13 protein-coding genes are annotated in these 13,543 nt (G+C 58.8%); 2 read left to right on the forward strand and 11 right to left on the reverse strand.

Annotated features, from left to right (window positions below):
- Positions 1–273 precede the first annotated feature (273 nt).
- Positions 274–645, forward strand: coding sequence for a rhodanese-like domain-containing protein (locus tag ACIQAL_RS07840; protein WP_166594964.1), 372 nt, complete (start codon positions 274–276; stop codon positions 643–645).
- Positions 646–652: 7 nt separating this feature from the next.
- Positions 653–1,459, forward strand: coding sequence for a c-type cytochrome (locus tag ACIQAL_RS07845; protein WP_401144211.1), 807 nt, complete (start codon positions 653–655; stop codon positions 1,457–1,459).
- Between the two features lie 174 nt (positions 1,460–1,633).
- Here the strand turns inward: ACIQAL_RS07845 and ACIQAL_RS07850 are convergent, their stop codons facing one another.
- From ACIQAL_RS07850 to ACIQAL_RS07900, 11 genes are all read right to left on the reverse strand, one after another.
- Positions 1,634–2,461: a transglutaminase N-terminal domain-containing protein gene (locus ACIQAL_RS07850; RefSeq protein ID WP_401144213.1), complete on the reverse strand. Its 828-nt coding sequence runs from the start codon at positions 2,459–2,461 to the stop codon at positions 1,634–1,636.
- Positions 2,458–3,417 carry an alpha-E domain-containing protein gene (locus tag ACIQAL_RS07855; protein ID WP_401144215.1) on the reverse strand — a complete coding sequence of 320 codons (960 nt, stop codon included), beginning with the start codon at positions 3,415–3,417 and terminating at the stop codon, positions 2,458–2,460. Before ACIQAL_RS07855 ends, ACIQAL_RS07850 begins: the two co-directional genes overlap by 4 nt.
- Positions 3,418–3,429: 12 nt before the next feature.
- Entirely contained in the window at positions 3,430–4,839 is a 1,410-nt protein-coding gene (locus ACIQAL_RS07860; RefSeq protein ID WP_401144217.1) for a circularly permuted type 2 ATP-grasp protein, read from the reverse strand.
- Positions 4,840–5,355: 516 nt separating this feature from the next.
- Positions 5,356–5,694, reverse strand: coding sequence for a ribonuclease E inhibitor RraB (locus tag ACIQAL_RS07865; RefSeq protein WP_401144218.1), 339 nt, complete (start codon positions 5,692–5,694; stop codon positions 5,356–5,358).
- A gap of 248 nt (positions 5,695–5,942) precedes the next feature.
- Positions 5,943–6,179 (reverse strand): hypothetical protein, encoded by a 237-nt coding sequence (locus tag ACIQAL_RS07870; protein WP_166594958.1) that lies wholly within the window; start codon positions 6,177–6,179, stop codon positions 5,943–5,945.
- A 150-nt stretch (positions 6,180–6,329) separates the two neighbouring features.
- Entirely contained in the window at positions 6,330–8,402 is a 2,073-nt protein-coding gene (locus tag ACIQAL_RS07875; protein ID WP_401144220.1) for an LTA synthase family protein, read from the reverse strand.
- Between the two features lie 272 nt (positions 8,403–8,674).
- Complete coding sequence (locus tag ACIQAL_RS07880) at positions 8,675–9,889, reverse strand: type II toxin-antitoxin system HipA family toxin (RefSeq protein ID WP_401144222.1); 1,215 nt, start codon at positions 9,887–9,889, stop codon at positions 8,675–8,677.
- Entirely contained in the window at positions 9,886–10,137 is a 252-nt protein-coding gene (locus ACIQAL_RS07885) for a helix-turn-helix domain-containing protein (RefSeq protein ID WP_341963719.1), read from the reverse strand. Before ACIQAL_RS07885 ends, ACIQAL_RS07880 begins: the two co-directional genes overlap by 4 nt.
- A gap of 218 nt (positions 10,138–10,355) precedes the next feature.
- Positions 10,356–11,183, reverse strand: a complete 828-nt coding sequence (locus ACIQAL_RS07890) for a carbon-nitrogen hydrolase family protein (protein WP_401144224.1) — start codon at positions 11,181–11,183, stop codon at positions 10,356–10,358.
- 78 nt (positions 11,184–11,261) lie between these two features.
- A complete protein-coding gene (locus tag ACIQAL_RS07895) occupies positions 11,262–12,479 on the reverse strand; it encodes a M24 family metallopeptidase (protein ID WP_401144549.1) in 1,218 nt (405 codons plus the stop codon).
- A gap of 160 nt (positions 12,480–12,639) precedes the next feature.
- Entirely contained in the window at positions 12,640–13,542 is a 903-nt protein-coding gene (locus ACIQAL_RS07900; RefSeq protein ID WP_401144226.1) for a polyprenyl synthetase family protein, read from the reverse strand.
- Position 13,543 lies beyond the last annotated feature (1 nt).

Raw genomic sequence — 13,543 nt, forward strand, 5'->3', positions numbered from 1 at the left:
TCGGGACACCTGCTCTTTGATTTCACCTTTGCCAGCTGCCGCTTCTTCCCTTGACGAAGCCGGTGAGCTTTTGTCGCTCAGGAATAACAACAAAAGGCATGCGCCATGTTCAAGCATTCGAAAGTACGTCAAGCCGGGCTAATTGTTTTCGCCACCACACTCCTGTTGATTTTGCCGAACATGACCCGTTTGTTCGGCTGATCCTGTGAATCCACGCTTGCGACACAGCGTATTTGTGCCACCCTCTTTCTATCGAAACAGGGAGGTGAGCGCATGCGTCAGTGGCTGGCAGTTTTCGCACTGGGTTTCAGCGTCGTCGCGCAGGCCGGGCCGGTCGAACAGGCCGAGGCTGTGGCCGCAATCAGGGATGGCAAACTGGCCATCGATGTGCGCAGCCAGACCGATTATGACGCGGGCACAGTGCTCAATGCCGTGCGCGTGGACGACCGCCGTCTGGTGCCGCAACTCAAACAGGTGATGACTGACCGCAATCTGGTGATGGTGGTGTTCAGCTCCAGCAACGCGCGCGCCAGCAGTGCCCAGGACAAGTTGATGAAAGCGGGCTACAACAGCATCATCAACGGCGGCACTTATGACGAACTGCACAACGCGCTGTACGACGTCACCGACGATCCTGCGGAGTAACCCCATCTTGCGCTTCCTTTTCCTGCTGGCCGGCACCTTGCTGGCCTTGCCCGCGTACGCGGCACAATTGACGGTCGATCTGGGCCATGGCGCCAAGACCTGGAACACCGATCAGCTCCTGCAGCACCCTCAAGCCCGAGACATCGATATCCCCGCCGACGTGTCCTACAAGCGCGAGATGCACTATCGCGCCGTGCCCGTGGCGGCTCTTCTTGAAGGCGTGACAGGCGATGCCCATCTGCAAGCCGTCGCCACCGATGGTTTTGCAGCGGAAATGCCCGCAGGGCCGCTGCTGCAAAAGTCCGGCTCACAGGCCTGGCTCGCGGTCGAAGACCCCGCGCATCCGTGGCCCGGACTCGGCCAGGACAAACCGAGCGCGGGACCGTTTTATCTGGTGTGGACCGACCCGGCGGCGAGCAAAATCAGCCCCGAGCAGTGGCCGTATGCGGTCGGCCAGATCAAGTTGCTGGCGTCGGTGGCTGAGCGTTTTCCGGCGCTGTTACCTGACGCAAAGCTCGCCGCAGACGATCCGGTCAACAAAGGTTTCGCGCTGTTTCAAAAGAACTGCTTCGCCTGCCACCGGTTGAATGGCGCAGGGGATTCGCAGTTGGGCCCGGACTTGAACATCCCGCACAACCCCACCGAATATTTCGCCGGGGACTATCTGAAGCTGTACATCCGCAATCCGCAGAACCTCCGCCAATGGCCACAGGCGAAGATGCCGGCGATCACGCAGGAAGTGTTGTCGGATCAGGAGCTGGATCAGGTCGTGGCGTATTTGAAGCACATGGCAGGACGTAAAGCTGGCCAGTAAAACGCTCCAGGTCTGGCGCAAAACTACTGTGGGAGCGAATTCATTCGCGATTGGCCGGTCCAGCCGACACGTCTCTATCGACAGAACCCTCTTTCGCGAATGAATTCGCTCCCACAGGTTTCGTGCCAGGCAGTGTTTTGGCGTGTCAGCAACGAATCGAGACTGAAACTATCCTCACGACTGCCGCTGCACCTGCATCTTCACCACTGGCGTCGCAATGGGCGCTGAATCCGAGACCACCACCTTCGCGTGCATCTGTTCACACCCGCCGCCGCGACGCATGCCGCGCACCGGGCAGGCGTCGAGGTAATCCAGACCCACCGCCAGCTTCAGATGACGCTCAGGAATGGCCAGTTGGTTGGTCACGTCAAAGCTGTACCACGCACCTTCGATCCACGCTTCGGCCCACGCATGACTCGACAGATGCTCGCTGCTGTCGCTGTACAAATATCCCGACACATAACGCGAAGGCACGCCCAGACTCCGGGCGCAGGCGAGAAACGCGTGAGTATGGTCCTGACAGACCCCTGCCCCGTTGGCAAACGCCTGAGCAGCGCTGGTGTCCACGGCAGTCGCGCCCGGCGTGTAAACGATGTGCTGGTTCAGCGCCTGCATGAGATCGATCAGACCAGTGCGGTCAGTGCGTGCCTTGGTTTCACGCGCCGCGAACTCACGCATGGCTTCGTCCGCTTCAGTCAGGCGGGTGAAACGCAGAAAAGGCAGCGATGACTGGCTTTCATGCTCAGCTTCACGCTTCTCGTCGATTTCGACCTGCCCACGCGCGCCGATGACGATGGCCTCATGGGGTTCGTCCAGCGTCAACACGTGCAGAATATTGCCGAACGGATCGACCTGCGCACGCACCGGGCGCGGCAGTGCCAGTTGCCAGCTGAGCACCTGCTGGCGCTCGCTGTCGTGGGGGGTCAGACGCAAATACTGGATGCTGGCGCGGACCTGATCGTCGTAGTGATAGGTGGTCTCGTGACTAATGGACAGTCTCATGCTGCCTCCAGATAGGAAGTGTGAATAACGTTACCCAGTTGGGCCAGCAGCGGAATGAATTCGTTCAACCATTCGTGCAGGCCTTCGCCGAGGATTTCGTCGATGCCGGTATAGCGCAGACGAGCGTCGAGTTCGGCGGCCAGGCGTTGCGCGGGACGGCCATTGGCCCCCGGCAGGCTGGCGAGAATCAGGTCCAGTTCTTCAAGACAGGCGCGCAGTGAACGCGGGATGTCGGCGCGCAACAGCAGCAATTCGGCGACCTGACGCGCACCCGGCGCGTCGCGGTAGACCTCGGTGTAGGCTTCGAACGACGACAGTGCCCGAAGCAAGGCACTCCACTGGTAGTAACCCGCAGCTGAGCTGTCCGCTGCCGCGTTGGCAGACGGCCCGCGCAGTTCAAGCATTTCATAGCGGGCATCGAGCATGCGCAGAGTGTTGTCGGCGCGTTCAATGAAGGTGCCCAGCCGAATGAAACGGAACGCGTCGTTACGCATGATGGTGCCGTAAGTCGCCCCACGGAACAGGTGCGAACGCTCTTTGACCCACTCGCAGAACCGGCTCATGCCGTAGCGGCTCAGGCCCTGCTCGGCGATGCCGCGAATTTCCAGGTATGTCGAGTTGATGTTTTCCCACATGTCCGCGGTAATACGCCCACGCACCGCATGGGCACTGGCCCGCGCCGCCGCCAGACAGCTGAAAATGCTGGCGGGATTCGCAGCGTCCAGCGCGAAGAAATGCAGCAGGCGCTCGGCATGAAGATCGCCGTGGCGCTCGCGGTAATCGTCCAGGGTTCCGGTGATCAGCAGCGGCATGGCGAGTTCATTGAGGCCATCCCCGCGTCCGTCCTGAGGCATCAGCGACAGCGAGTAACTGACGTCCAGCATCCGTGCGAGGTTTTCCGCCCGCTCCAGGTACCGCGACATCCAATATAAATCCGAGGCAGTTCTACTTAGCATTGGCAGGCATCCTTAATCCTCGACCACCCAGGTGTCCTTGGTTCCGCCACCCTGCGACGAGTTGACCACCAGCGACCCTTCGCGCAAGGCGACGCGGGTCAGTCCACCGGGGACCACGCGGGTTTCGCGACCAGACAACACAAAGGGGCGCAGGTCGATGTGTCGCGGGGCGATGCCGTTCTCGACGAAGGTCGGACAGGTCGACAGGGACAAGGTAGGTTGAGCGATGTACGCGTGGGGCTTGGCTTTCAGACGTGCACGAAACGACTCGATTTCCGCCGCCGTCGCCGCCGGCCCGACCAGCATCCCGTAGCCACCGGAGCCCTGGGTTTCCTTGACCACCAGATCGCCCAGGTTGGCCAGCACGTGGGAAAGTTCTTCCGGTTTGCGGCATTGCCAGGTCGGTACGTTTTTCAGAATCGGCTCTTCGTCGAGGTAGAAGCGGATCATATCGGTCACGAACGGGTACACCGATTTGTCGTCGGCGACCCCGGTGCCAATGGCGTTGGCCAGCACCACGTTGCCCGAGCGATAGGCCGACAGCAGGCCCGGCACGCCGAGCATCGAATCCGGGTTGAACGCCAGCGGATCGAGGAAGGCGTCGTCGAGGCGGCGGTAGATCACGTCCACCGCTTTCGGGCCGTCCGTGGTGCGCATGAACACGCGGTCGTCGCGCACGAACAGGTCAGCGCCTTCTACCAGTTCCACGCCCATTTCCCGCGCCAGGAACGCATGTTCGAAGAACGCGCTGTTGAAACGGCCCGGCGTCAGCACCACCACACTGGGGTTATCCAGCGGGCTCGAGCTTTTCAGCGTATCGAGCAACAGATTCGGGTAGTGATCGACCGGCGCGATGCGTTGCGCGGCGAACAATTCGGGGAACAGGCGCATCATCATCTTGCGGTCTTCGAGCATGTAGCTCACGCCGCTTGGGGTGCGCAAGTTGTCTTCGAGGACGTAATAGGTGCCGTCGCCATCGCGCACCAGGTCAACCCCGGAGATGTGCGAATAGAGGTCGCGGTGCAGGTTCAGGCGTTGCATTGCCAACTGGTACTGCTCGTTGGCCAGCACCTGTTCGGCAGGGATGATCCCGGCCTTGATAATGCGTTGGTCGTGATAAAGGTCGGCGAGGAACATGTTCAGCGCCTTGACGCGCTGGATGCAGCCGCGCTCGACCACGCGCCATTCACTGGCGGGGATGCTGCGAGGAATCGTATCGAAGGGGATAAGACGTTCGGTCCCCTGCTCGTCACCGTACAACGTGAAGGTAATCCCGGCGCGATGAAACAAAAGATCGGCCTCACGCCGACGCTGAGCGAGCAACTCAGGTGGCGCTTCACCCAGCCAGCGGGCGAATTCCCGATAATGCGGACGGACAGAACCGTCGGCATCGTACATCTCATCATAAAAGGTGCGGATCATGCCGTACTCCTTGTCACCATGGACACTAAGGCCTTCGCAAGGCCCGTGCCATCGGCATAAACGCTTTAAAATCAATGAGTTGAATAAAACAGCGAAAGCCTTCGCACCATTCCTGTGCAAGAAGCGCTCTAACCCATTCCCCTACGCTTCAAAGAGAAGCGTCCTGCTGCAGAAAAACCTATTGCAAGCATAGTCAGAGTTGATTTCCCGGCCTGACTTTGTTCGCGAATAATCGCGCCATCCACGCAGACAACCTCGCTGCAGACTGCATCGGCGAGTGTTGGCGTGACAGGATTGCTTGCCGATATTCCCTTTATGCCGCTCTTATCCGAGCGGCTTTTTTTTGCCTGTTTTTGATGGGCGTCGTTTGAGTAGCTGGATGGGAGCCGAACCTGTACGAGCGAACTCATTCGGTAAGGGGGTACATCCGACGTACCTTCTGCGGATGCCCCGACCCATCGCGAATGAATTCGCTCCTACAGAGAATCATGACAAGGCGTCAGACCCTGTACCCCACTAATGAAACCGCTTGATCTCCTGCTTCACACCCCACCCCTCGACCTCGCCATCCAGCCCTAAAATGGCGGTCTGGAAATCCTGCTCAAAGTCGCCGATGCCATCGTAGGTGGCGTACATCAATTTGCTCAACTGCAGGTGCCACGCCCCGTCCTCACGGGCGTTGACTTGGGTATTGAGGGATTCACCGCGAAATTTTTCCGCTGCCTGACGTGCCCGCTCCTCGTCCGGGAAGACTGCGTAGAACTCGATAGGATGGATACGTGCGAAGTCGAAACCGCCTTCTTTCATGCGGCGCAGTACGTGACTGCTGATGTCTTCTTGATAGGTCGTGCTCATGAAACGTCCTCCTATGCAACGATAGATAGAGTTTCAACCATCCCGAAATGCCCCTGAAGGGCATCAAGCAACGGATCATCCGTCACCCGGGATTCAAGCATGTCGCTGACAAGGCCGGTGCCGCTGTTACAAATCAGGCATCCGTACGCGAACTGGCGCGGGTAGATGCTTCACCGGCCTCAATCGCAGACTACGCCCATTTCTGGCGCGTTGCCAATTGGCAACTGTTGGAGATTGCACAGGTTTTTTCAGGACGCCTCTACGATGGAGATGATCTGCACCGCATTCTGCTCCTTCAGGATTTCAGCCGTGGGCGCCCTTGATCGACCGTCCAGATCGTTCAGATCAAGCTCATTGACGACCGGGAACAGAATCGGGCGCAGGTGCTGCGCAGCTTCCTCCTCACTGGGACGGTGCTCCAGTTCAAGATTGTGGCTCTGCTGCACCCCATCTTTATCCTGAAACGAAATAGTCCAGACTTTCATCAATGTCTCCTCAGTCAGGCCGCACGTCGGCCTACCGAAATCGGACTGCGCGTTTTTAGCATTCGTTCAACGTTTTTTGCCTTGGCGGAACGGGACTTACGCGCAAAAAAAAGAGGCCAGACAGGCCTCTTTTTTCATGCAGGACGCGGCTTACGGCTTGGCGTCTTTCACACCGGCCGTGTTGTCCAAAAGGCTCTTGGTCGCGGTCTGCAGGAAGCTGTCGAGCTTCTTGCGCAGTTCGGCGATGTCAGGCGCGTTCGGAACCAGTTCAGCGTGGGGTTTGGTGCCCAGTTCGTAGTTGTAGATCTTCGGTTCCATTTCCTTCGGCTCGATCAGGATGCGGTTGCCAGTGACAATCGCCACAGTCTGCTCGCTGCCCGACGGCTTGATCACGCCGAAGCCCAGATCGCCCGCGGGCAGGTTCAGCAGGTCACGGCCCCAGCACTGGTGCACGGTGTCGCCCCCGAGGCGGCCCATGATGGTCGGCACGATGTCGATCTGTGTGCCGACGATGCTGCTGCGCTTGCCGAACTTGTCTTGCAGGCCCGGTGCGATCATCAGCATCGGCACGTTGAAGCGACCCAGGTCCATTTCGGTGATCTGCTCGTTGTTGCCGAACCCGTGGTCACCCACGACCACGAACAGGGTGTCCTTGTAGTACGGCTCTTTTTTGGCCTTTTCGAAGAACTGCCCCAGCGCCCAGTCGGAATACCGCATGGCCGTCAAATGCTCGTCCAGCGTGCCATGACCCGTGACGCGCTCCACCGGCAGGTTGGCGGGCAGCGCGTACGGCGTGTGGTTCGACAGGGTTTGCAGCAAGGCATAGAACGGCTTGCCCTTGGCTTCGCGGTCTTTCAGTTCCTGAGCGCCACGGTCGAACATGTCCTGGTCGGAAACGCCCCACGTCGGGTCGGAGAACACCGGGTTGACGAAGTCGTTGCGGCCAATGAAGTTGGTCATGCCCTGGTTGCTGAAGAACCCGGACTGGTTGTCCCATGCGAAGTCGCCGTTGTAGACGTACACGTCGTCATACTTGCGTGCGCCGCTCAGCAGTTGCGGCAGGCCCGACAGCTTGTGGCTGCCTTCCGGGGTCTGCATCAGGTATTCGAAACCCGGCAGGTTCGGGAAGCACGCCATCGTCGCAAACATGCCCTGGTGGGTGTGCGTGCCATTGGAGAAGAAGTGATCGAACAGCAGGCCCTCTTCCGACAGCTTGTCGAAGTATGGCGTGATGTTGGACTCGTCGCCCAGTGCACCTACGGAGTGACCGGCGAAGCTTTCCATCAGGATCACGACGACGTTCTTGATCGGCAGCGTGTTGGCAGCCGGAGGATTGAAGTCGCGTCGAACGGCGGCCTTGTCCGAATCCACCAGCTTATCGTTGGCGGTCAGCAGCATATCGCGCACGGTTTGCTGGGCTTCTGCCACCGGGAGGGTCGCCTTCCAGATGTTGTCGCGGTCTTCGGACATCCGGCTCTTCGCGGCGGCGATCAGCGTCAGTGTGCCGTTCAGGCCCAGGGTGTTGGCGAAATTCGATTCGGTGGTGTAGGCATCACCCCAACGCAGTGGAGGACCTTGACGCAAGGTGCCGCGCGCTGCGATCACCGCGACCACCAGACACAGCACGAAGACGCCGACCCGGGTATACCACGGTGCGACGATGCGATTGCTGGAGCTGCCAATATTGAAGCCGCCGCGCGGACGGGTCGCACGGTCGATGCCTTTGAACACCAGACTGAGCAGCCAGGTCAGCAAGGCCCAGGCCAGCAAATAACGCACCACCGGGTAGCCGTACCAGATCATGCTCAGAACGGTTTTCGGGTCTTCTTTCACGTACTGGAAGACCAGGCCGTTCAGGCGCTGGTGGAATTCGCGGTAGAAATCCATCTCCATCAGGCCGAAGAACGTCGTCAGGCTCGCGACCAGCGTCAGCCAGAAACGGAAAAGACCCCGCGCGGCCATCAAGCGCGCACTGAACAAGGCCAGCAGCAGCGGGATCAGGATGTAGACCACCAACCGCAGGTCGAAACGCAGCCCGTTGCCGAACGCCTCAATGAATGTCGAGGCCGGCGTCGCGCCGATCCCTTCACGGTTGTAAACCAGCAGCGCGACGCGCAACAGGGTGTACAGCACCATCAGCGCCAGCCCGCTCAGCAGCGTATAGGCCAGGTGCGATTTGACGGTAGGTTGCGGCGCGCGCGCCGGGGCGTCCGGTTTGGCCATGTGTCGTAGAGTCCGTTGGATTCAGGTTTAAGTTCAAAGAGCCTGTGCGCCCGGTGACATCGAAAGAACGCCGGTGTGGGTCGCGGGGGGCAAATATTACGTGATCGCCCAGTGTTTACCACCAATGCGGCGCATTCTTCATGACCGGGTCAGCGTTGAAGGCTCTCGTCGATCTTGAAGAGGTCGCAAAGCGATGCGGAGTTTCGCGACGAAACAGTGAAAATTCCGTCGTTTGAACGAGGTTCTAACATTTTCTTACAAACGCTTTTCTCTCATTTGTCGCAGAAGGTTTGGGCATAAAGACCCACCGCATACTGAATGGCGTTGAATACTTCAGGGGCGTGTTCTGCCAAGGAGGCATTCCCTTCAAGCGATGCGTTCACGGCCGCGATCAGCTTCAACAGGCGCGGCTTCGGTTTGCGGATATTGCACGTCTGCGCGAGCTCCAGAATGCCCAGGCGCGAACTGAACAGGCTTTTTGACCCCGCCAGTCGAAGGGCCAGCGAGTCGTCTTGCAGATAGGCCGTGGTGTTGACGATGTCGTAGGCCGGCGCCAGTTGCGCATCGGCGCCCAATGGATCGCGATACAGCAGGCCGAAATTCTTCAAATGGGCATCGCCGTTACCCACCATGCAACTCAAGGCCACAATGTCGAAGCACTGCTCAAGGGATGTCTGAATATGTTCTGGCGCGCAGAACAGCCGAATGGCCCTGACGATCTTTTCATAGCTGGAATCGTACTTTTGCTCGGTGCCTAATCCCATCAGGACCGCCATGTCCTCAAAGCCGATCGGGCGCTGCTCGGCATCGCGGTCAAAGCGTCGCATCACGAACAGTTGGCGATTATCGGAAAGATGGAATTCCGGGACTGGCATTCCTGCCCTACGTGCGGCGTCCATGCAGACATATTCGTTGATGGCCAGCCCCGGAAAGTCGGCACGTCCCGACTTGACGATCAGCTCTGGCATCAACAGCGTGGCTTTGGGGTCGCCAGCGAAGGCTCCCTCCGGGACGATGACTTTGGGTTGTACTCCCGAGATGCCCGTGCGCAACAGATAGCGGTCAACCAGTTCGGCAAACAGGTCTTCAGTACCGTCCCACGTGAGGATCTGGCTCAGGCTTCGCCCTTCGGCAGCGTTCTGCGCACCCAACAGCTCATCAATCATCGCCGACTGAACCGCGACACGGCCGATGGGGGAACCGCTGCCGGTCAGCGCCATCAGCAACATCGGGTTGAGCGGCGTGGTTTTGGCGAGACGATTGCGCAGTTGCTCCAGCACGTATCCTTCCGGCAGGTTCATCTGGAAGACGGGATGCAGGTTGCGGGAAATAAATGCTGCATCACGTACGGGCATCGTCAGGCTGATTTGCGAGGCGGGAGTGGCGTCAAGACCGTAGCGGAACAGGTAGTCGCCCGACGCTGCCCCCGACAATTCACCGCTTTCGCCCTCCGGCGTGAGAATACGCACCCGGTCCAGCGGCTTCATCGAAAGACCTCCCTTAATTCTTCAAAGGAGGGACGCCGGGCAGGGACCACGCTGATTTCGGCACCGAGGGCTGCCAAAGCGCTCGCATAGAATTTCATGGAGACGGTAGGACTGCCTTTTTCGATCTCCGCCAGCTTTTGCCGTGTTAGCCCGGATTGCGCCGCCAGTTGAAGCTGCGTAAGGCCCCGTGCCTTGCGCATGCTTTCAATCTGATGCCCCAAACGTTCAATGAGGAGATTTGCGTCCATTTGTCATGCCTGCATAACATTGCCGATTAAATGCAATGTATACGTGACATCGGAATGCATCAAGGCCAATGTTATTTATACGTAACATTATCTACATTACGTTACGTATAAATAACAATTCATCCGACGATTTTGCTGTTGAGTGACGAAGTGCAAAAGTCTCCAACGTCGCGGGAGGCGGCTGTTCAGCGCCTCATCATTCTTCAAGCGTAAGCTGATCAGGCTGGAATGACGCTGATGGTATTGGGGATGCCGCCTTCGCTGATCACCTGTTCGGGACTCAGTGGCGCGGCACGGCGGTCACGCAGATAGCGGTAAGTGCTTCGGCTTTCCTCAATGCATTCGCGGCGCAGCATGACGCGAACGGGATGGCCATCGATAGCCTCGACCAGCACAGTCCCGAATGGGTCGACAGCGACACTCTCCCCAGGAAATGAAAGTCCCTTGCCTTCGCCAATCCGGTTCACAAGTACGGCGAAGCACTGGTTTTCCATTGCCCGCGCGATCACTGCACGGCGGTGGACAGGGCCGTAAGGGTTCATGTTGCCATCCAGCACCAGGATGAGATCAACGTTCAACAAAGCGAGCGATCGGGCGGTTTCGGGGAATTCGATGTCGTAGCAAATGAGCATGCCGACGCGCAGCGAGGCGATTTCGCACACCGCATACTGCGAGCCGGCCTCGAACACCCCCCAATCCGTGCCGGGCCAGAGATGCGTCTTGCGGTATTTGAGAGCGATGCGCCCAGCACGATCGATCAGCATTGCCGTGTTGTACGCGCGCTCGTCAGCCAACTCGCAAAATCCGAATGCCACCGCCGTGTCGCTCTTGCGTGCCGCCTCCTGAATGAGCCGTATGGGCTTGCTGTCGGCGGCCAGTCCGATGCCGTGGATCTCGTCTGCAGCCGGGAAGCCTGACAGCGTTGTCTCCGGAAACACGATCAGATCGATATCGAGCGGAGCATTACGGATCATCGACAGCATATTGCTCAGGTTGATCTCGACCTGTGCGTCTGCGATGGGCATTTGTGCCAGAAAAATGTTCATGTACGCCTCCATAAAAAAGAGCGCCGCACCTGGGTCGCAAGGCGCCGCGCCCTGAAACGTCGATGGATGGGTCGTCGATCAGAACCAGAACACCGGGGTGGTCGTCAGCAACTCGATTCCGGTGCGGGTGACGATGAAGTTTTGTTCCCAGCCCACGCTGCCCACCCCTTTTCGCGTCATGAAGGACTCCCCGGAGGCCACCATGCCTTCTTCGAAAATATCGTCCGCTGTGACCGAGTCTCGGTTGATGATCGGGTGTTCCCACATTGAGCCGTTGCCATGGCCGAAGTACGGCCATTGCTTGGCGGCCAGATCCTCTTCTTCGGCGACCTGCGCTTGCACACGTTCTGCCTCGCCCACCACGTCAAGTACCCGAGCACCGTGTTTGACGGAGTTCATCACGGCCTCCGTGATCGAGTAAGAGTCCACGAGCAGCGAGCGCTGTTCGGGTGTCGGTTTGCCGCCGCACACCAGCGAACGGCCTGGGTCTAGCCAGTACCCTTGATGGGTGGGGCCGTAGATCCAGGTGCGGACCATATCGCCCTTGCTCGGCGCGCCCATGGAGTACCCGTACATGGGGTCTCGCTCGAAGAACTGGCTGTCCTCGTCATTCCCGAAGTTCACGGGAATGCGTAGCCAGCCGCCTCCGCGCCGCGTCAGTTCGTATGCGCCCTCGGCCGCCGCTTCCGCTGCAGTCTTGCCGGCGTAGAGGCTGTCGCATACCCGGTACAAGGCGCTGGACACCATCTGCCCTGCTTCACGAAACATATCGAGCTCTCGCGGGCTCTTGATGCGACGGCAGCGACGGATCAGGTTGTCGTCATATTCGAATTGAATACCCGGGGTCTGCTCAGCGAGCTGATGAGCGTATTTCATCGGCAAGTTATCCGAACCGACGAATACCACGTTGCCACGTGGCTTTCGGGCGTTCAGGGCCTTGGCAACGCTGCTGATCGGATCGTCACTGAAGAAGTAATCGCCACAGCGCACCATTCGACGCCGTACCGTGGCGACATCGGCATGCAACTCCGGTTCTTTGCCGGGTTCCAGAATCACGCAGCAAAAACCTCGGGCGTTCCAGATCGGAGAATCCGGTTCCTGGCCAGAATGTTCCGACCAGAAATTGGTCAGCCAAAGCGTTTCCATCGCCCGCTCGTAATGGCCGGCAGTCTTGCCCCAGACAATGGCGAGCTCATAGCCTTTAAGGCGCATTTCGTCTTCTACTTTCTTCCAGCGACTTTGATATTCGTCGACCGGAAAATAGCCGTCGGGATAATTCATTCTTTCGATGGTCATCACAATTACCTCATTCTTTGTTTTTATGCAGAGGCGTCGAAACGGCGAAGTATTCGAGCGCCATGGTTTGCATGTTCAACGGGCGACCCAATAATTCAAATACTGCAACTCTGCACTATCGTTGAATTCGCTATTACGCTGGGCAAGACCGTGAGTGCGGTTAACGTTCGCGTTCCACGACAACATGGGCAAGTTGTCGAAGAGCGTCGGCTTGCGGGCCACATTCAGCCAGCGCCGTTAATGCGTCCGATAAAAGTTTCCAGGCGTAATGCCGCGCGCCTTCAAGTCCCAACAAAGAAACAGCAGTGGACTTATCGGCGTATTGGTCTGCGTGAATGGCTTTGCCCACAACGGCCTGATCGCCGATCACATCCAAAATGTCATCGCGCACTTGAAAGGCCCTGCCGATGTGCCCGGCGTATGCCTTGATAGCCCTGAAGCGTTTCGTGTCCAGCCCCGCGCTATTCGCCATGGCCCCCAGCACCACGCTGGCTTCGATCAACGCACCGGTTTTCAACCACTGCATTTCACTGATCTGCTCAGGCGTCGGTCGCGCTCCGGCCAGTGCCATGTCGAGAAACTGACCGCCTGCAAGTCCTGAGGGCCCTGCGGCCCTGGCCAACACGGTCACCATGCGCAGCCGGGTCTCGGCATCGACCGACGAAGACTGCGCCAGTGATTCGAACGCCAGCGCCTGTAATGCATCTCCTGCTATCAGCGCCGTGCTCTCGCCATAGGCCACGTGCAAGGCGGGTTTGCCTCGACGAACAAGTGCGTCATCCAAGGCCGGGAGGTCGTCATGAATCAGCGAATAGGCGTGCATCAGCTCCACCGCGCAAGCGACACTGTCCGCTGCTTCAAGCGATCCGCCCATCGCCTCGCACGCACTGTACGCCAGCAATGGCCGTAAACATTTGCCCGGTTCGAATACGCCATACGCCATGGCATTAAACAGCGTATTCAACGACGGGCTGCTGGGTGCCAGCAGTTTTCTCAATCCGGTTTCCAGTCGAACACGAAGCGCCAGATACCGTTCGCCGTTCACGATTGCAACTGTCTCCATG

The organism is Pseudomonas sp. NPDC088368 (assembly GCF_044753445.1).
Classification (GTDB): Bacteria; Pseudomonadota; Gammaproteobacteria; order Pseudomonadales; family Pseudomonadaceae; genus Aquipseudomonas; species Aquipseudomonas bambusae.